The sequence below is a fragment of the Changchengzhania lutea genome (assembly GCF_006974145.1).
Lineage (GTDB): Bacteria > Bacteroidota > Bacteroidia > Flavobacteriales > Flavobacteriaceae > Changchengzhania > Changchengzhania lutea.
In genome coordinates, this window is record NZ_CP039456.1 from 3,066,975 (window position 1) to 3,086,727 (window position 19,753).

Here is a 19,753-nt window from a genome sequence, read left to right on the forward strand (position 1 = left end):
AAAAGCAGGAATCTTTTTTAATTATTTTGGGGTTCCCACGCTCTGGCGTGGTCAGGCTTTCCGCTATATCTTTTTAAAAAGTCTCGTTTTTATAATGACGAGAACGGAAACGACGCTAATTGTTTTATTCATTAGCACATGGCTTCGGCAAAAAAATGGCCTCACCATAACGTTTCAATATTTTTAAAAAGGATGCCGCATCAATCCTTAACCCATTATCTGCAATTGCTAGTTAATTAAAGCAAAATTACGTTATTTTTGTATTGTATTTGATGTAAACAATGGAAGAAAATTTTAACATGGTGGCCAAAACCTTATTTGGCTTTGAAGATTTATTAGAAAAGGAACTCACGCAACTTGGGGCACTATATGTAAAAAAAGGCGTGCGTAATGTATCTTTCTCGGGGGATAAGGGCTTTATGTATAAGGCCAATTTAGCCTTAAGAACGGCCATTAAAATTTTAAAACCCATACATTCCTTTACCGTAAACAGCGAAAAAGATCTTTACGATAAAATCTATGCTATGGATTGGAGTAAGTATATGAAATCCACGGGTTCATTAGCTATAGACGCCACCATACATTCCGAGTTATTTACACATTCCTTATACATTGCCCAAAAAACAAAGGATGCCATTGTAGATAAATTTAGAGATACTACCGGAGAGCGTCCCAATGTGGATTTAAAATTTCCAGATTTAAAAATTAATGTACATATCGACAGGCGCAAGTGCACCATTTCCTTAGATTCATCAGGAGATTCGTTACATAAACGCGGGTATAAAACAGCGACTAATATTGCACCCATTAACGAAGTATTGGCTGCAGGTCTTATAATGCTATCGGGATGGGACGGACAAAGCGATTTTATGGATCCCATGTGCGGATCGGGCACCATGCTTATTGAAGCTGCGATGATTGCCTGTAACATTCCCCCAAACCTCATGCGAAAGGAATTTGCTTTCGAGCGTTGGGGAGATTGGGATGTCGATTTATTCGAAAAAATTGAAGAATCGCTGTTGAGCAAAACCAGGGATTTTCATCATAAAATCATTGGTTACGATAAAGCACCAAGTGCCGTGGCCAAGGCAAAAGAAAATGTAAAAAACGCCCAATTAGAAGATTTTATTGAGGTTGGCCACGAAGATTTCTTTAAAACCCAAAAAGGAGGAGACGAAAAACTACACATGGTATTTAATCCGCCGTACGGCGAACGTTTAAATATCGATATGGAAGCATTTTATGCTAACATTGGCGACACGCTTAAGCAAAACTACCCAGGCACCGATTCTTGGTTTATTACCTCTAACCTCGATGCACTTAAACATGTGGGTTTACGCCCTTCTCGAAAGATACAACTTTACAATGCCAAACTAGAAGCACGTTTAGTAAAATATGTGATGTATGAAGGGAGTAAAAAAGGGAAGTATATGAAGTAGTAAATTCTAACGAACGAACGTCATTGCGAGGTACGAAGCAATCTCATGAATTGTAGCTTTATCGTTTAAAAGAAATATTGCATTGTTGTTTTAGATAACTATCGGCAGATTGCTTCGTCCTGCGTCCTCGCAATGACGGAAAGTTTTAACATCCAGTAAAAAATGAACAGATTGCCGCGTCGTACCTCCTCTCAATGACGTATTATTTCACCTTCTTATACAGCGGAATGCGATACGAAATAGTATAGCCGTAACCTACGCCAATACGGGTGCTGTCATAGGTTTTATTAAAACCAGGGATATAAACGTTCTCAAAATTAGTAGGCTCGGTTTCGCTTGCTAAGAATTTTAATTGAACATTTAAACCTAAATAGAGGTTGTTGAATAATTCGGCTTTGATTCCTAAAATAAGTTCTGCCCACAGTGCCGTTAAACCCTTAAATTCCTGTAAATCGTTGGAGGTGAGTTGTGGCGCCCAATATTGGTTGGTGCTGTAAATACTATAACTGTTCAAGTTTTGACTAAAGGTACTGGCTCCAATACGAAAACCGCTATAAATCATGTTATCCATGTTTAACCAGTTTTGATACATATTGTAATCTATCCCAGCCTTAAAGTAGCTACCTTTACTGGTGATATCTAAATAATCAGTGATCGTGTTTTTTTCATCAAAACCGATTTCTCCAGCAAGGTATAGCTTGTTTCTTAAACGATAATCTGCCGCAATTTCAAATCCAGTGTAATCGTCATCAACAGAGGAACGAATTAATTTTCCAATATCACCGCCTATACGTAAACCGTATTTTTGTTTGATTTTGATAGAATCTATAGCCACATTTGTTTCACTGTTTTCTTGCGAATGCCCTAAGCCACAACAAAAAAGCAAGGCTATTAAGCTACTAGTGAGATATGGTAAAATGTGCTGCTGTTTCATCTTCTACAGATTGGTTGTCGGTTACAGGTTGTCTTGAAAGGATCCAATTATCACCATCTTCTACAATAGTGAGGGTGACGTTTTTAAAAATGGTTTTATATCCACAGGCGCGTGATACATAGACTTCTTCGCGACTATAATTAATGGTAATCCTATCTTGATTGCCATCAATAAAGTCATCGCTAGTATCATCGGGTGTGTCGTTATCATTTACAGAGGCTTCTTTTATTAGAATATATTCTGTGGTATTGACGTCTGTTCTTAATGGGAGTATCAAATTGTTTGAGGACACAATGCCATATCCAGGTAAAAACTCGTCGTTATCTACCCCAATAATAAATAATCCAAAAACGTTTTTTTTGCTTTCTGGATTATTTGCATCATACACATCAATAATTAATCTTGGCGTTGTTGGGGTTTCAGCTGGACATAAATCATCACGTTCGCAACTTATGGTTATTCCTACTATCAAAACGATACCGGGCAAAAGCAAGAATTTAAAATATTTCATGTGTTTATATGTATTGTTTTTTATTGGTCACATGCGACATCCATTTAATCATTTCACTTGGGTATCAAGTTTTAGTTATGCATGTTTCATGTTATGATATTAAAAGATTTCGGGTCCTTTTTACAATAACTATCGTCTTTCCAAAAGTACAACATTTTCCACATGAAACGTTTGGGGAAACATATCTACTGCCTGTGTTTTTGTAACTTTGTACTGCGCATCCATTAAAGCCAAATCTCTAGCCTGTGTAGCACTGTTACAACTTACGTACACTACTTTTTTTGGAGCGATATTTAAAATTTGCTGTACCACATCTTTGTGCATCCCATCGCGTGGCGGATCTGTTATCACCACATCGGGTTGCCCGTTGGTTTCAATAAATTCTACATTAAACACCTGTTTCATATCGCCCACAAAGAAATGAACGTTATTAATATTGTTTAATTGTGCATTTTCCTTGGCTGCTGTAATAGCATCAGGAACGGCTTCAACACCAACCACTTTTTTTGCGTTTTTTGCTACAAATTGTGCGATAGTACCTGTGCCTGTATATAGATCATAGACCAACTCATCACCTTTTAAATTTGCAAAATCCCGTGTAATTTTATACAGTTTGTAGGCTTGTGCCGAATTAGTTTGGTAAAAGGATTTCGCATTGATTTTGAATTTTAACCCTTCCATCTCTTCAAAAATATGGTCTTCTCCCTTATAGCAAATCACGTTTTGATCATAAATAGTGTCATTTGCTTTTCCATTAATCACATATTGTAATGATGTAATCTCTGGAAATGTCTCACCAATAAAATCCAATAGGAGCTTCCGTTTCTCTTCATCTTCTTTAAAGAATTGAAGCATTACCATAATATCCCCGGTACTGGATGTTCTTATCAACATGGTACGTAAAAAACCGGCTTGATTTCTGGTATTGAAAAATTCCAAGTTGTTTTCTACAGCAAATGTTTTTACGGAGTTTCGTATGGCGTTGGATGGATCTTCCTGCAACCAACATTTATCAATATCTAAAATTTTATCCCACATGCCCGGGATGTGAAATCCTAATGCATTTCTATCACCCAGATCGTCATCGGTTTGTATTTCTTCCAAAGTCAGCCAACGGCTATCACTAAAAGAAAATTCCATCTTGTTTCTATAGAAATATTGATTCTCGCAACCCAAAATGGGGGTGATTTCGGGAAGTTCGATATGCCCAATTCGAGTTAAATTATTGGTGACTTCTTTTTGCTTGTAAAACAACTGATGCTCATAGGCCATGTGTTGCCACTTGCAACCACCACAGGTTCCAAAATGCTGACAAGCAGGTTCTGTTCGTTTGTCTGATAAGGTATGAAATACGGTAGCTTTTCCTTCAAAATAAGCTTTACGTTTCTTAAAGGTTTGCACGTCTACGACGTCGCCAGGTACGGCGTTTGATAGAAATATGACTCTACCATCTGGTGCTTTTGCGATGGTTTTTCCTTTAGCTCCGGCATCGATAACCTCTACCTGCTCAAAAACTTGTTTTCTTGTTTTTTTTCTTGACATGCTGCAAAAATAATAATAGCCACAAATAAATATCATTTAATTTGCATTAACTTTAATGATATTTCCCCACAATCCATTAAAGTTGTAAAAAACCTTTAAAAAAGTGAACCTTTTAGCCTTTTTATAGTCTTCAATATATAAGTGCGAAAGTTTTTATGAACGATAAACAGCAATTGATAGATAGACAACTGGTTTTAGATTATCAATCTGGAAATAAACAAGCCTTAGTGACATTAGTGAGACGTTGGCATGCTGTTTTTTGTAAAAAGGCCTTTTGGATTCTAAAAGATGCTGATGTGGCAAAGGACATTGCACAAGACAGTTGGTCTATCATTATTAATAAAATAGACCATTTAAAGAACCCAAATAGTTTTGGTTTTTGGGCCTCACGAATTGTGTACAATAAATCTTTAGATGTTATTAATGCTGATAAAAGAATCCGTAACACTTATGACGATTACGGTTATGAACATGATTATATAGAAAATGAAACAGGGGATTTTGAGAAGGCTTTAAAGAAACGACTTTATGCGGCGATAAGAGAGTTACCAGAGCACCAACAGACGGTGATTAGATTGTTTTACATAGAAGATTATTCTTTAAAAGAAATTAGTAAACTTTTAAATATATCGATAGGAACTACCAAATCCAGATTATTTCATGCTAGGGAAAAATTGAAATTAATAATAAAAAAATAAACAAATGAAACATCCATAACTAAAACTTGATACCCAAGTGAAATGATTAAATGGATGTCGCATGTGACTAATAAAAAACAATAAATTAAATATAAACACATGAAAACGAATAACGAAGAGATTGACAGATTAATAAAAGAGACACTCACTGAGGAAGAAGGGAAATTTTACGATGCCCTAGAAGAACAAAATGTGCTGCATATGGTTGGCGGATTATTTCAAGGCAAAAACAAGTGGATCATGTATTTAATGAATGTAATGACCTTGATTTTATTTGCGCTGTTTGTATATTGTATCATTCAGTTTTTTGATTCAGAACTTACTAATGATATGATAAAATGGGGGCTGGGAAGTATATTGTTTATGCTCGGAGTTAGTATGTTAAAAGTTTTTGCTTGGATGCAAATGGACAAAAATGCTTTAATTAGAGAAATGAAGCGATTAGAATTACAGATATCTTCGCTATCTGGAAGAATGTCTGAATAAGTTTTTTATGCCATTAAATATTTAGTAATTTGCGAGCCCTAAGGGGTGATTTCTCTCCCACGCTGAATTTTCGACACTTCGAAAGGATAAAGGTACAGTAGGAATGGTTATTTTATCAATTTAAATTTAATTAAAATGGCTGTTTTAGACCAATTAACTTCGCAACAAGCGATAGATTTAGAAAACAAGTATGGTGCACACAATTACCATCCGCTTCCAGTAGTACTGAATAAAGGAGAAGGTGTGTATGTATGGGATGTAGAAGGTAAAAAATATTATGATTTTTTATCGGCTTATTCCGCAGTAAACCAAGGGCACTGTCACCCAAAAATTGTGAATGCCATGACAAATCAAGCGCAAACCTTAAGCTTAACGTCCCGAGCATTTTACAATGATATCTTAGGTAAATACGAGAAATTTGCCTGCGAATATTTTGGTTTTGACAAGTTACTACCTATGAATACAGGTGCTGAAGCTGTAGAAACAGCATTAAAACTTTGTAGAAAATGGGCTTATGAAGTTAAGGGGATTTCAGAAAATGATGCCGAAATTATTGTTTGTGAAAATAATTTCCATGGACGAACCACAACTATTATTTCTTTTAGTAACGATCCTGTGGCACGTAAAAATTTCGGTCCCTACACGGATGGATTTATAAAAATAGAATACGATAATTTAGACGCTTTAGAAAACACTTTAAAAAGCAATCCAAATGTTGCTGGGTTTTTAGTGGAGCCTGTCCAAGGAGAAGCGGGTGTTTATGTGCCTGCCGATGATTATTTAAATAGGGCAAAAGCATTATGTAAACAATATAATGTGCTGTTTATTGCAGACGAGGTACAAACGGGAATCGCACGAACTGGACGTTTATTAGCCACTTGTGGCGATTGTAATTGTGAAAACAAAAATTGCTCAGGCACTCCAGATGTTAAACCAGATGTTTTAATATTAGGTAAAGCTTTAAGCGGTGGCGCATACCCTGTGAGTGCAGTATTGGCCAACGACAGCGTGATGCATGTTATCAAACCAGGAAATCACGGGAGTACGTTTGGCGGCAATCCTATTGCAGCAGCCGTTGCTATAGCAGCGCTTGAAGTGGTTAGAGACGAAAAACTCGCAGAAAATGCATTTCAATTAGGAAACCTATTTAGAAGTGAGTTGAATAAATATATAGCCACCAGTAGTATCGTGAACTTGGTTCGTGGTAAAGGCTTGCTTAACGCGATTGTAATTAATGATAATGAAGATAGCGATACGGCGTGGAATATTTGTATGGCACTTAAAGATAATGGCTTATTGGCAAAACCAACACATGGCAATATCATTCGTTTTGCACCACCATTGGTGATGACGGAAGATCAGTTATTAGATTGCGTTAGTATTATTACTAAAACACTGAAGCAATTTGAATTAAAATAAATTCTTTATACTTGGTATAACTACCGATTAGAGAAAAACTGATATATAAAAAGCGTCCAATTTGGACGCTTTTTTATTTCAGTATACTATTTATATTAAGCTTGCTGATTTCTCTGAGCTTCTTCCATAGCTTCTCTTATGGGCTCCATCAATTCATCCCAGCCCACAGTCGAAATTCTATAGATGGCCAATATAAAATATAAAACATTTATGATTAGAATCACTAACGCTACTATTTTTGCCGTATTCATCGCCTTCATACTATTGGGGTCATAATTTTCGGGGTTCAGTTTAGCTTCATTTAATTTGGTATGTGCTATGTAATAGGCAATACCTGCTAAGATAAATCCTAAACCGCCTAAGCAACAGCATAGTAGACCAGTAATAGCCAAAATGTAAACAATGGTTGGATTGAGTTTTTGTGTTTCCATGTGAATTTTTTAATAGGTTAATTTAATAATATAGCTAATGATTATAATGAGCACAGACGAAATTGCCAGTATTCTAATGACTTTATTTGAATTTTTAAATTTAAAGAAAAAATTCAAGCCCAAATAAATAAATAAAAAAATTAAAGGATAGATGGCAGGATACCTGTAAAATGCGCCTATTAAATCACCTTGAAATAATAAGGATACCGCACGTTGTAAACCGCAGCCCAAACACTCAACACCAAATAGTTGTTTGTTGATGCAGGGCAACATATAATCATCTATGACTTGCAAAGGTGTGGTATTTTGTTCCAAACAAATTTAGAAAATATTATAGGATAAAACTTAAAAGCCATATTTATTTCCGATTAGAAATAACCAATTTTTTACTGAATATCTGGTTGTCTGAGAGTTCAACCTTTAGAATATAAACCCCATCGCTTAGAGATCGCGTAGAATATTGATAGCGCTTTTTAGATGAATTCTCATTGGATTTCATAATCGATTTCCCAGAAACATCCAATAAGGTAACCTGTGTTATTTTCAGAGCATTTGGGTTGACAATTTTAAGTTCGGAAATAGCGTTGTTTTGAAATACTGAAAGGTCTTTAAAACGGTCTTCCTCAATACCAAGAGCACTATTCTGTGAAAAAGTGATCTCAAAACGATTGTTATAGACGCCTTCAGGAAGCGTTATGTCAAACGTTCCGGTTTTTATATCGGTATAATTTCCTATGGTATTATCAAACAAATACAAAGCAACATTTTCAGGAACATCCTTTAATTCAAAAGCTTTAATTGAAAATTTGGTATCGTCTCTATCCGCTTTAAACCCAAAAGGAATGCGCGTGGTTTCATCATAACGAATTGACTTAATCACCAATTCTTTATCTTCAGATATCAAATAAACATCGGTATTTAATTCAGTGGCTGCATTTGTACCATCAAAAAATCGATTATAGGTTTGGTTGTTGGGGGTGCTATTTCTAAATGCAATAAGTGTTTCTTTGTAATAGGTTTCATTAATATGGGTATGAAGTCTAATCTTGGGGACAATGGTTGGATTTTTACTTATCGCTTTATAATCTACGCCGTTATGAGAGATGGGTACTACATCAGTTGTATCAGTATTTTTAGAAGTGCTTTTATTAAAAATGGAACCATCTCCACCAGCACTTGAATCTTCAGGAAAATATACCCGCATAGAATTATTAAATTCTGCAAAACCACCACCAGGCGCACCTCCGTTATCTATACTGCTTATTACAAAGCCTTGACCAACAGCTGCAAAGCGTCTTGAGTTATTAGTGAGAAAATCTGTACCTATGCCTGCAGAACCCCCAATGCCGCCTCCATTTCCATTGTAAAATTGAAAAGGTGCAGGCACATATATACCATTGTCAAATAAATCCCCTAGAGGTCCAGGAATGTAAATGCCATAGCCGCCTTCATAAGCAGCTAAATTATGCGAATTGGTAACGGCTTGTTCCCAGAATAAAATTTCACTGTTTAAAATCGTACTATTTTCTGCAAGAAACAGCTTCAAATCTAAGGCAGAAGGATATGGGTTACCCGATAAAGTTTCTACCCGGTTAGGCAAACCGACCAAAGGTTCAGCATCTGTTCCATCAAAATAACAACTTACAAGAATGTTACCATTGTTGGGCCTTCCTCTAAAATCCAATACATTATCTGCTGTTGGGCTTCCTTTCAATGTAAATCCATAACCAGGTCCAGCATCACCAGTATTAAAAATTTGATTCCAACCATAATAACCTTCAGCATCTATTAAGGTATACATCCAGTAACTGGCCAAAGATGTAGCTGTACTGTTATATGCTGTGGTGTATGGATACGTTATAGAGTTAACATTGGTCAAATCTGCATCGTTTGCTGGATCGTGTATATTAGTACCATTAAAAGCCACATTAGCTTGTGTATTATCAGCTGAAACGCCAACAGGGGAACACCAAAAATTGTATTCGTAAACGCCACTGGTTTGGTTTTGGTAAACAGAAAGCTCACCAGCATCAGAATTTTTGGTATCCGTATTCTGAAGTAGTTGCGCATCACCTCTTAAATAGAGATTAGAAGTAGGTGTTTCTAGACGAATATCATCATTAACAAAAAGCACAACATCCCTAGCGTATACGAAACTATTAGTGTCTACATATAAATCTTGAGCAAATAGATAGGGGAAGGCGTTGAGTAGAGCGAACACTAAAAATAGCTTATTTAGACTATTAAATTGAGAATCCAATTTCATCAACTTAAAACGACTCATGTCATATAAACTTTGTGTAAAAATCAGGGCGATTTTTTTCATAGTTAGCATTTCTGTAATCGTAAAAATAGACAAAATTATTAAAAAGAGGACGCTATAGTCGGTTTTATCGGTTATTTTTGCAGGATAACGATGTAAACAAGCTTGCCCTGTTTTGAAATTATTGATATTTTAATACTTGATAAGAGGCCTTTTGGGTGTTGCATCTAATCCGTTTTATGTGAAGTACTTAAACTATATTTTAATTGTGGTAGGCGCTATTGTGGCGTTATATGCTAAAGTAGATGAAGACCAGAACCAGTTTATTTTAATTGGTGGGATTATGATACTTATGATTGGAATTTATCGTATTTCTAGAAAAATCCCAAGCAAGAGTGCCGATGAATTAAATGAAAATGAAAATCATGACATTTAAAATTGGTGATTCTGTTTCGGTTTTAGATGAAGACTTTTCCGGACTGATAAGGCAAATTAAGTCTGAAACGGTTACTATTGAAACTAAGGATGGTTTTTTGTTGGATTTTGAAGCTCACGAATTGGTTTTGAATAATCAAAATTCTCAAATGCAATCAGAGATATTTTCGTTTGACCCTATAGAAGAGGTTATTAATGAAAAGGAGCAACCTAAGCGTAAAAACCAGGCTAGAGTAAAGCCAAAAGAGCGTTCTGAGCCGACTATGGAGGTGGATTTGCATATTAACCAATTAGTGAAATCTCCTAGAAGGATGAGTAACCATGATATGTTAACCCTTCAGCTTGACACCGCCAAAAGGCAATTGGAATACGCCATAAAAAACCGTATTCAGAAAATTGTTTTTATCCACGGCGTAGGTGAGGGCATTCTGAAAATAGAATTGGAATATTTATTTGGACGGTATGATAATTTAAAATTCTACGATGCCAATTACCAAAAGTATGGTTCGGGTGCTACCGAAGTCTATATCTATCAAAGTAGTAAATAACCCATTTAATTGAAAGTAGGTGTTACTTTTCTAGTGGTATTTAATCGGCTATCGTCTAAAGTTCCAAAATCAAAAACATCCTGTGATATTAATTGCAAATCGAAATTAGAAATAATCAACGAAACCTGATAACTTAGAACAATCGTGTGTTCTCTATATGCCGTGGCCTCAACAGTAGTCACTACTTCAGCATTTAAATAATCAGGAATTTCACCATTAGTTATATCATTGCCTGGGTTATTGTCTGCTGAGTCATTTTCTTCATCGCGTGTGGCGACAGTGTCACCATCATCATCATTGTCTAAATAATCAGGAATAGAATCGCCGTCTGTATCTTGCGCATCACTTAAATCGCCATCCTCATTAACATCTGGGTTTTCGTCTTTAGTTCTAACATTGTCTCCATCATCATCAAAATCTAAATAATTTGGAATTCCATCACCATCGGTATCATCATCACTTAAATCGCCATTCCCATTTATATCTTCAAGTTCAGCAGGAATCCCATCGTCATCATCCTCTACCAAAAAAGTGGTTATTGTTGCGCTGCCATCATTACTTTCAATATCTTGAGTGATGTTGACATCTGGTGGAATGACGTTGCAGAATAAATTAGTGGGAAGTGATTCATCGCGATACATTCTAAAATTAAAAGGATTCGCAGCACTTAAATTAAATGTTTCTTCATAGGTGTTTTCCTCATTCACTTCTAAAAGATCAGCAAAACTTAAATTAGAAATTTTTAGAGATAGCGTCTCTGCAGGGTCATCTTTTGTTTTGTAAAAAACCAAATCATTGTCCCCGCAAACACTAAATGAATCTTCAAAATCAAACTCTAAAGTGATCACATCACCATCATCACAGGAATATTGAATAGAAATAATAAGTGCTAATAAAACAAAAAATACCTTACGCATAGAGTTCTGGTTTTTGACAAAAATAATGGAATTGTATTTTATAACGCATCATATTGATAATAATTTTATTTCAAGTATTTTTGCGCAAACTAAATCACCTAAATGCAACATTTATATTTTGATAACGCAGCCACTACACAACTCCGTGATGAAGTTATTGAGTCGATGTTAGATGTATTGAAAAATAATTACGGAAATGCTTCATCTTCACATAGTTTTGGAAGGTCATCTAAGGCATTAATTGAAAAATCAAGAAAATCCATTGCAAGTTTTTTAAATGTGTCTGCAGGAGAAATAGTATTTACCTCTGGCGGCACCGAAGCTGATAATTTGGTGATAAAAAGTGCTGTTGTCGACTTAAAGGTAACGCACATTATAACCTCTAAAATTGAACATCATGCGGTATTGCATACTACTGATTGGTTGCATGAAAATTGTCAGGTTAAAGTGAGTTACGTCGACCTAGATAAAGATGGACATATTGATTACATACATTTGGAACAATTGCTACAGACCGATAAAAAGACATTGGTGAGTTTAATGCATATAAATAATGAAATAGGAAATATTTTAGACATTAAACGGGTAGCCAATTTGTGTAAAAAACATCAGGCTTTGTTTCATAGTGATGCCGTACAATCCATTGGGCACTACGATTTGGATCTACAGGATATTCAAGTGGATTTTATGGCAGCAAGTGCACATAAATTTCATGGACCAAAAGGTGCGGGATTTGCATTTATAAGAAAGAACTCCGGTTTAAAGCCATTAATTTGTGGTGGAGAGCAAGAGCGGGGACTTCGTGCTGGAACTGAAAGTGTTCATAATATTGTAGCCATAGAGCATGCTTTGAAAATGGCTATGACAAATTTAGAAACAGAATTTGCTTATGTTAAAGCATTAAAAACCTATTTCATCAAGCAAATGCATATCCATATTCCGGATGCTGTGTTTAATGGAAGCTCGGGTGATATAGAAAAAAGCACCTATACCTTAGTCAATGTCTGCTTGCCGGTGCCTTCAGAAAAGGCAGCAATGTTGCTTTTCCAATTGGACTTAAAAGGCATCGCATGTTCTAAAGGCAGCGCATGCCAAAGTGGGAGCACAAAAGGATCTCATGTATTGAATGAGGTTTTAAGCGCAGAACATTTGCTAAAGCCGTCTATTCGGTTTTCATTCAGCATTTATAATACTAAAGGTGAAATTGATTATGTAATCAAAACCTTGAAAGAGTCATTAATTTCCAAAGCGGAGGGAAATAAATAATACTAAGTTAAACTTTTTGATATTCCTCAGAAGCTCCTTTGATTTAAGGCGCTTTGTTTCTATTGGAAAATATTGGTACTAGTACGCTTTAATTATAAAGATAATCAATAGCCTTAAAACTTCATCGTAGTTCGCACATTAAAAACACGCGGTGTTAAATAATTTGGAATCGCATACTGCCGTTTACTGTACACATCCCTAACCCATGTGTTGGTAATGGAATTCTGTACATCGAAAATATTAAAGATTTCAAATCCAAAAGACAGTGCTTTAAATGGTTTTTTCCATCCGCTATCAAATTGCTTATTATCATCTACCAAAACAAATTGCAAGCCTAGATCGGCACGTTTGTAATCGGGTAATCTATTCTGAAAGTCGTAAGGATCTGCATAACTTGGCGAACCTCCAGGGAGCCCTGTATTATAAACCAGATTTAAATACATCTTCATGCTGGGTACATTAGGGACGTAATCTTGAAAAAGCGCTGCAAATTTTAAACGCTGATCCGTTGGCCTCGCAATATAACCTCTATTGTTTATATTTTCTTCTGTCTTTAAATAGCCAAAACTAAACCAGGATTCTGTACCCGGAACAAACTCACCATTAAGCCGCATATCCAATCCATAGGAATAGGCTTTGGCATCATTATTAGCGCTATAGCGGATACGCACATTTTCAAGTGTGTAAGCATTGACATCGGACAAACCTTTATAGTATATTTCTGAAGTTAATTTAAACGGTCTGTCCCACATTTTAAAACTATAATCATTGCCTAATACCACATGAAATGATTTTTGAGCTTTCACATCTGCTTGCACCATGCCCGCCGCATCTCTTAATTCTCTATAAAAAGGCGGTTGGTAATACAAGCCTGTAGCAATTCTGAAAAGCATATCTTTTTCCCAATAGGGTTTTATGGCGAACTGCGCACGCGGACTAAAAACCGTTTGATTTGATGAGGCTATGTCATCACCCTTTACAGACCAATGGTGTACTCGAATACCTGCATTATACCACACATCGCTTGTACCTAATGTAGAGCGTTTACTCCATTGCGCAAAGGCTTGTAATCTATTAATTTGGGTGTTATTAGTGGCACGCACATTTTGAAACGCTTCTAAGGGACCAGAATAGGCTTCATACGGTTGTTCGTTTCTAGGAAATGTGTTGGGAGGCCTAATGGAGAAGCCGGCAGAATCGATGGCTTCCCATTCAATCAAGCGGTCACGGATATCTTCATTGGTATATTTTACAGACCATTCTATGCGGTTATCACTAATTTTAAAATCGCCTTTATACTCAACCGTTGTAATTAAGGCATCCAAATCATTTCTGCCATGATTGAGTTGGCTACCAACTCCTTCACTGAACTCTACGTCTCCTAAATCTTCATCCCCAATATTGGTATTGACTTCTCCCAATCTATATTGTGCTAAAATATCAAAGTATTCTTCTTCGGTAGTGTGATATCTTGAGGCAATCAATTTTAAATTCAAATCGTCATTAACAAAATACGTGCCTTTAAAAGCACCGAAATACGTCTGATAGCGATCCTTTTCCTGACCTTCATAAAATACGAGTAGCGCAATAGGATCACTTAAGGTTCCAAAATTGGTCTGACGTGTTTGAGGCTCATAATCATATGTGTTTATCGCAGCATTTCCTAAAAAGCTTAAATGAAATTTGTCAGAAAACCTGTAGGTTAAATAGGTCTGGGCATCTGCAAAAGACGGTTTAAAGTTGGTTTCAGTTTCTTTGGCATCAACCAACAAACTATTATCTCGGTATCGCAGGCCAACGATGCTCGTAAATTTTGAGTCTCTACTTATGTTTTCCACGGAAAGACTGCCTCCTAACAAACTTAAATCGGCATTAACTTCAAATTGATACGGGTTTTTATAGGTAATATCAAGCACCGATGATAGCTTGTCACCATACTTCGCTTGAAATCCACCCGCTGAAAAATCTACATTTTGAACCAAATCGGTATTAACAAAACTTAGGCCTTCCTGTTGGCCAGAGCGCACTAAAAAAGGTCTGTAGACTTCTATACCATTTACATACACTAAGTTTTCATCGTAATTTCCACCACGTACAGAATACTGTGTACTAAGCTCATTGTTATTGCTTACTCCAGGAAGCGTTAAGAGTAAGTTCTCTACGCCCGCATTAGCTCCTGGAATTTTTCTAATGGTTTCGGGTTTTAAGGTAATAATGCCCTCCACTTCTTTTTGACGCCTGCCAGAAATAGTGATTGTAGCAATTTGTTCAACTGTGGTAAGCATAACAGGGTTGAACTCATAACTTTCTCCTTTTTTTAAATTAAAAGAGGTTTTGATTTTTTTATACGAAATATGACTGAACTCTAAAGTGATATCTTGATTAGAAGTTATTTGAATTGTATAAAAGCCATTTTTATTTGTAGTGGTGCCCTTATTTGTATTGGTTTTAATATTGACTCCTGAAATTGGCAAATTGTTCTCGTCTAGCACGACACCTTTTACAGTCGCTATTTGAGCATAACTTAAAAAGGTAAATAATATTAAACAGCAGGTGGGTAGTAAGAATTTAGCTTTCAAAAGTTATAAAATTTATTTTCTATAAAACACAGTTTCAAATGTAGAATTATTTCCAACATTATCTGTCACAATCAGTTTCAAATTGTTTTTAGTCTCTTTTATAACAGCATCATTAAAATCGTGCGTTAAGGTTTTTGTTTTATAATCATATTCCATTAATATCCATTTCCCGTTTACGGTGGCTCTATAATTAGAGATGCCAGAGCCTTCATCATCTATTTTCAATTTTAAATATCGAAATTTACTTAGCCACTGTGCTTCTTTAAAATTTAAAGGATTTATGGTGGGTTTCAAAGTGTCTGAAGCTAGGGCATAAGTGCCAAGGGTTTTGGTGTTTGTTGTAAGCATATCACCTTTTCTTCTGGTATAAGAATATAACGGATAATTCTTGTAACCCACTAAGCGTGCAATATATAATTTGCTCTTATCACGATCAGAATACGCGCCTACATCATAACTTATAGTGAAACTCTTTTTCACAGGAATGATATCTTCATGTAGTTTGAGAGTATCGCTGTTCACCTCAAAATCAATATAAAAATCGTCATAAAAAGTATCTTGATAGAAATCTACAGCGACGTGACCTTCTTTAAGATTAACGGTTTGGGACGCATTAATAAAATAGGGCGTTTTTTTTGGTGGAACCGGTGTAGAAACGCTATTCTCTTTACCTTCAATAGATATGGTAACCCAGGAGACATTATCATGAAAATCTGAAATTTTTATTTTGTAAATAGAGGAGGTGCTATCTTGAATGGATATATACCCATTATTGATTGAAGGTTTTAATAAGCTTAGCGGATTGTTATCATTAAAGAGTTTCTGCACACGATTTTTCTCCTTTTTATACACTTCATAATCAATAAGTCTGTTAATGTGTTTGGTTTCACTAAAAGAAAATTGCTTAAAATCGATCTCAAAATTTTTGTTTCCGTTTACAAAGGTTTCAATACCGTAAACGCCGTTTTTATTGGCGGCTAAGTCCTGTCTATCATTAGTTTCAATTCCAAAACCAATGGTACCGTATGCTTCAATGTTTTCAACAGTGTATTCACCATTTTTTAAAGGAATTAAACGAAGCTTCAGTTTGGTGTTAGATTGATTAATATAAGAATCATCTCCAATGGGGTAGGCGTAAATCGAGTTCACAAATGGCTTCGTAGTGTCTGTAACATACATCCCAAAGAGCATCGGGTTTATGGGCCTTTCGGCTTTGTCTCGAATTTCAAAGTGTAAATGTGGGCCGCCAGAACCACCCGTATTTCCGCTATAAGCTACCAAACTATCTTTTAAAACTTTTAAATCTCCAGCATTTGGAAACAATTCTATTTCATAAGATTCCTTTTCGTATTGTTTCTTCTTAACGTAAGCCTCAATGTCTGGAGCAAACTTTTGTAGGTGCGCGTATACCGTAGTATAACCGTTTGGGTGGGTAATATAAAGTGCTTTACCGTAACCATAGTGAGACACTTTTATTCTGCTCACAAAACCATCGGCAGCTGCTTTAACCCGTAATCCAACACGTTGTTTTGTTTTAATATCTAACCCAGAGTGAAAATGATTGGAGCGTAACTCTGCAAAAGAGCCAGCAAGTATGGTGGGAATTTCTAATGGATTGCTAAAATAATCCTGGGGATAATTATTTTGACCATGACTAAAGAATGAGGAAAGTAAAAGTATTATTAGGATTAATCTCATAAATTTCTATTAAAGCGAAGTTATTAATTTGATGCGAATGTGCCAAAGATTATACAATAATCAAGCCATTGTTCTGAATATGAGTGATAACGGCGCTTTTCAAATTTTATGAGAAAACAATTGTAATTTATCACTAGGTATGTTAACTTTGTAATATAAGTATTGAAATTTGCAAATGAGTAATATTGAAGATATTGTAGATTCTTTAGAAAACAAAATTAGCAAAGTATTACACAAATTAGAGCTTTTAAAACTCGCTAATTCCAAATTGAATGAGGAGTTGCAAACATCAAAGCAAGCACTTGAAAATCAGAAATTACATATTGTAGACTGGGAAGAAAAGTACGAAGCATTAAAGATGGCAAATACAATACTTGGTAGTGACGACAACAAAAGAGAAACTAAGCTTAAAATAAACACATTAATTAGAGACATAGATCATTGTATTGCTCAACTCTCAGATTAATGTTAACTAAATTCAATGTCAGAAAAGCTTAAAATAAAGCTATCTATAGCTAATCGTGTATATCCTTTAACTATTGAATCAAGTCAAGAAGAAGGTTTACGTAAAGCAGCTAAGAATATTGAAGCTATGATTAAGCAATTTGAACAGAGCTATTCTGTGAGGGATAAACAAGATGTTTTAGCCATGTGCGCTTTACAATTTGCATCTCAAGTGGAGCAGAAATCGATTGATAAAGCAAATGTAAATGAACATGTAGAGGAGAAGTTAAACGCTTTAAACAGTTTGTTACAAGATTATATAGTTTCTTAAACGTTCTTTAAAATAAATAAAAGTTACTGCCTACATTGGTTATTATTTTTGATAAACTCAACGTTAATTCTTTAAAAAGGGTGAGTTTAAGTTGTAAAAGCAGGCTGCCTTGAGCAGATCCTTGATCAGCTTGTTAGCCCTAAACTTGTTTTTAAGGAGTTTATACAAAACATTATACTGGTGTAGGCTTTTTTATACACACAAATCAACTAAACAATAATGAATAACTCAATTATACTAATTGCAGGAGGCGTATTGCTCGGTCTCATAATAGGTTTTATAATAGCAAAAATTTTAGAACGAAATAATGCTTCAAAATTCTTAAAACAGGCAAAGAAAAGTGCTTCAGCCATATTGAAAGAAGCCAAGATTGAAGGCGAATCCATGAAGAAGGATAAAATTCTTCAAGCCAAGGAAAAATTTATTGAATTAAAATCTGAGCACGAAAAAGTCATTTTATCCCGGGATAAGAAAATGGCTGAATCTGAAAAACGCACGCGTGATAAGGAGTCGCAAGTCTCAAGTCAACTTGCAAAAAACAAAAAGCTAAATGATAGTTTAGAAAGTAAGATTAAAGATTACAACCATAGGCTGGATGTTTTAGAAAAGAAGCAAGTAGAGATTGATAAACTTCATAAAAATCAAGTACAACAGCTTGAGGTCATTTCAAGTCTGTCAGCAGAAGAAGCCAAAGAGCATTTAGTGGAATCTTTGAAAGGCGAAGCTAAAAACGATGCCATGGCTTTTGTTCAAAGTGCTGTAGAAGAAGCAAAGTTAACTGCGCAACAGGAAGCTAAAAAAATCATCATAAACACGATTCAACGTATCGGTACAGAAGAAGCGGTAGATAATTGTGTGTCTGTATTCAATATTGAATCAGATGATGTTAAAGGTCGAATTATTGGTCGCGAAGGTCGAAATATTCGAGCTATTGAAGCTGCAACAGGTGTTGAAATTATTGTTGACGATACACCAGAAGCAATTATATTATCCTGTTTTGATTCTGTCCGACGGGAGATTGCAAGATTATCACTTCACAAATTAGTAACAGATGGAAGAATTCATCCAGCGCGAATTGAAGAAATTGTTAATAAGACGAAAAAACAAATAGAACAAGAAATTATAGAAGTCGGTAAAAGAACGGTTATAGATTTAGGAATTCATAACCTGCATCCTGAACTTATAAAAGTAGTGGGTAGAATGAAGTACCGGTCGTCTTACGGACAAAACCTTCTACAACATTCACGCGAAGTGGCCAAACTTTGTGGCGTTATGGCAGCAGAATTAGGTTTAAACCCGAAATTAGCAAAACGAGCTGGACTACTACATGATATTGGTAAAGTGCCAGATGCCGAAGCCGATATGGAAACACCACATGCTATTTTAGGTATGCAGTGGGCCGAAAAATATGGTGAAAAAGACGATGTCTGCAATGCTATTGGTGCCCACCATGATGAAGTAGAAATGAAAAGTTTATTGGCGCCAATTATTCAGGTGTGTGATGCTATTTCTGGGGCCCGACCAGGAGCAAGACGTCAGGTCTTGGATAGTTACATTCAACGTTTAAAGGATTTAGAAGATATCGCCTTTGGATTTACAGGCGTTAAAAAAGCATACGCCATTCAAGCAGGTAGAGAATTAAGGGTTATTGTTGAAAGTGAAAAAGTTGATGATCAAAAAGCAGCCGATTTATCGTTTAGTATTTCCCAGAAAGTACAAACAGACATGACTTATCCAGGACAAGTTAAGGTAACCGTCATTAGGGAAACACGGGCTGTTAACATAGCTAAGTAATATATATTTAATACATTA

At 35.7% G+C, this 19,753-nt stretch carries 19 protein-coding genes and 1 other RNA gene; 11 read left to right on the forward strand and 9 right to left on the reverse strand.

From position 1 onward, the window contains the following. Nucleotides 1-281 precede the first annotated feature (281 nt). Nucleotides 282-1,439, forward strand: coding sequence for a THUMP domain-containing class I SAM-dependent RNA methyltransferase (locus FAF07_RS13745; RefSeq protein WP_142785653.1), 1,158 nt, complete (start codon nt 282-284; stop codon nt 1,437-1,439). A 202-nt stretch (nt 1,440-1,641) separates the two neighbouring features. Here FAF07_RS13745 and FAF07_RS13750 read toward each other — a convergent pair whose 3' ends face one another. The 3 genes from FAF07_RS13750 to rlmD all read right to left on the reverse strand — a co-directional run bounded on the left by FAF07_RS13750 (nt 1,642) and on the right by rlmD (nt 4,426). Then, nucleotides 1,642-2,373, reverse strand: a complete 732-nt coding sequence (locus FAF07_RS13750; RefSeq protein ID WP_142785654.1) for a DUF6048 family protein — start codon at nt 2,371-2,373, stop codon at nt 1,642-1,644. Next, nucleotides 2,339-2,884 (reverse strand): DUF6452 family protein, encoded by a 546-nt coding sequence (locus tag FAF07_RS13755; RefSeq protein ID WP_142785655.1) that lies wholly within the window; start codon nt 2,882-2,884, stop codon nt 2,339-2,341. The genes FAF07_RS13750 and FAF07_RS13755 overlap by 35 nt, the downstream gene beginning before the upstream one ends. A 129-nt stretch (nt 2,885-3,013) precedes the next feature. After that, the gene (rlmD, locus tag FAF07_RS13760) at nt 3,014-4,426 is read right to left on the reverse strand and encodes a 23S rRNA (uracil(1939)-C(5))-methyltransferase RlmD (RefSeq protein ID WP_142785656.1); all 1,413 of its coding nucleotides are present in this window, start codon (nt 4,424-4,426) and stop codon (nt 3,014-3,016) included. A 155-nt stretch (nt 4,427-4,581) separates the two neighbouring features. On the opposite strand from rlmD, the gene FAF07_RS13765 reads away from it, so the two are divergent. From FAF07_RS13765 to rocD, 3 genes are all read left to right on the forward strand, one after another. Further along, entirely contained in the window at nt 4,582-5,124 is a 543-nt protein-coding gene (locus tag FAF07_RS13765) for an RNA polymerase sigma factor (protein ID WP_142785657.1), read from the forward strand. 99 nt (nt 5,125-5,223) lie between these two features. Beyond that, nucleotides 5,224-5,610, forward strand: a complete 387-nt coding sequence (locus FAF07_RS13770) for a DUF6768 family protein (protein WP_142785658.1) — start codon at nt 5,224-5,226, stop codon at nt 5,608-5,610. A 135-nt stretch (nt 5,611-5,745) separates the two neighbouring features. Then, complete coding sequence (gene rocD, locus FAF07_RS13775; protein ID WP_142785659.1) at nt 5,746-7,029, forward strand: ornithine--oxo-acid transaminase; 1,284 nt, start codon at nt 5,746-5,748, stop codon at nt 7,027-7,029. 95 nt (nt 7,030-7,124) lie between these two features. On the opposite strand, the gene FAF07_RS13780 is transcribed toward rocD, so the two are convergent. Genes FAF07_RS13780 through FAF07_RS13790 form a run of 3 tightly spaced genes read right to left on the reverse strand, consistent with a single transcriptional unit; the run spans nt 7,125 to nt 9,786 of the window. Then, complete coding sequence (locus FAF07_RS13780; protein WP_142785660.1) at nt 7,125-7,460, reverse strand: CCC motif membrane protein; 336 nt, start codon at nt 7,458-7,460, stop codon at nt 7,125-7,127. Nucleotides 7,461-7,469: 9 nt separating this feature from the next. Then, on the reverse strand, nt 7,470-7,775 hold the full coding sequence (locus FAF07_RS13785) for a DUF2752 domain-containing protein (RefSeq protein ID WP_317130300.1): 306 nt from the start codon (nt 7,773-7,775) through the stop codon (nt 7,470-7,472). 43 nt (nt 7,776-7,818) lie between these two features. Continuing rightward, nucleotides 7,819-9,786 (reverse strand): T9SS type A sorting domain-containing protein, encoded by a 1,968-nt coding sequence (locus FAF07_RS13790; RefSeq protein WP_185956439.1) that lies wholly within the window; start codon nt 9,784-9,786, stop codon nt 7,819-7,821. A 136-nt stretch (nt 9,787-9,922) separates the two neighbouring features. Between FAF07_RS13790 and FAF07_RS13795 the strand changes: the two genes are divergently transcribed. Together FAF07_RS13795 and FAF07_RS13800 are read left to right on the forward strand one after the other, a co-directional pair. Then, nucleotides 9,923-10,159 carry a hypothetical protein gene (locus FAF07_RS13795; protein WP_246067708.1) on the forward strand — a complete coding sequence of 79 codons (237 nt, stop codon included), beginning with the start codon at nt 9,923-9,925 and terminating at the stop codon, nt 10,157-10,159. Further along, the gene (locus FAF07_RS13800; protein WP_142785662.1) at nt 10,149-10,706 is read left to right on the forward strand and encodes a Smr/MutS family protein; all 558 of its coding nucleotides are present in this window, start codon (nt 10,149-10,151) and stop codon (nt 10,704-10,706) included. The genes FAF07_RS13795 and FAF07_RS13800 overlap by 11 nt, the downstream gene beginning before the upstream one ends. A gap of 5 nt (nt 10,707-10,711) precedes the next feature. Here the strand turns inward: FAF07_RS13800 and FAF07_RS13805 are convergent, their stop codons facing one another. After that, nucleotides 10,712-11,623: a hypothetical protein gene (locus FAF07_RS13805; RefSeq protein WP_142785663.1), complete on the reverse strand. Its 912-nt coding sequence runs from the start codon at nt 11,621-11,623 to the stop codon at nt 10,712-10,714. Between the two features lie 102 nt (nt 11,624-11,725). Between FAF07_RS13805 and FAF07_RS13810 the strand changes: the two genes are divergently transcribed. Further along, complete coding sequence (locus FAF07_RS13810; RefSeq protein ID WP_142785664.1) at nt 11,726-12,889, forward strand: cysteine desulfurase family protein; 1,164 nt, start codon at nt 11,726-11,728, stop codon at nt 12,887-12,889. A 113-nt stretch (nt 12,890-13,002) separates the two neighbouring features. Here the strand turns inward: FAF07_RS13810 and FAF07_RS13815 are convergent, their stop codons facing one another. Both FAF07_RS13815 and FAF07_RS13820 read right to left on the reverse strand, forming a co-directional pair. Next, complete coding sequence (locus FAF07_RS13815; protein ID WP_142785665.1) at nt 13,003-15,468, reverse strand: TonB-dependent receptor plug domain-containing protein; 2,466 nt, start codon at nt 15,466-15,468, stop codon at nt 13,003-13,005. Between the two features lie 12 nt (nt 15,469-15,480). Continuing rightward, entirely contained in the window at nt 15,481-17,166 is a 1,686-nt protein-coding gene (locus tag FAF07_RS13820) for a M23 family metallopeptidase (RefSeq protein WP_142785666.1), read from the reverse strand. 175 nt (nt 17,167-17,341) lie between these two features. Here FAF07_RS13820 and FAF07_RS13825 point away from each other — a divergent pair, with 175 nt between their 5' ends. The 4 genes from FAF07_RS13825 (at nt 17,342) to rny (ending at nt 19,735) form a co-directional block, all read left to right on the forward strand. Beyond that, complete coding sequence (locus FAF07_RS13825; protein ID WP_142785667.1) at nt 17,342-17,632, forward strand: hypothetical protein; 291 nt, start codon at nt 17,342-17,344, stop codon at nt 17,630-17,632. A gap of 15 nt (nt 17,633-17,647) precedes the next feature. After that, nucleotides 17,648-17,941, forward strand: coding sequence for a cell division protein ZapA (locus tag FAF07_RS13830; RefSeq protein ID WP_142785668.1), 294 nt, complete (start codon nt 17,648-17,650; stop codon nt 17,939-17,941). Nucleotides 17,942-17,996: 55 nt separating this feature from the next. Then, nucleotides 17,997-18,103: non-coding RNA, 6S RNA (gene ssrS / locus FAF07_RS13835), on the forward strand. A gap of 57 nt (nt 18,104-18,160) precedes the next feature. Continuing rightward, nucleotides 18,161-19,735, forward strand: coding sequence for a ribonuclease Y (gene rny / locus FAF07_RS13840; RefSeq protein WP_142785669.1), 1,575 nt, complete (start codon nt 18,161-18,163; stop codon nt 19,733-19,735). Nucleotides 19,736-19,753 lie beyond the last annotated feature (18 nt).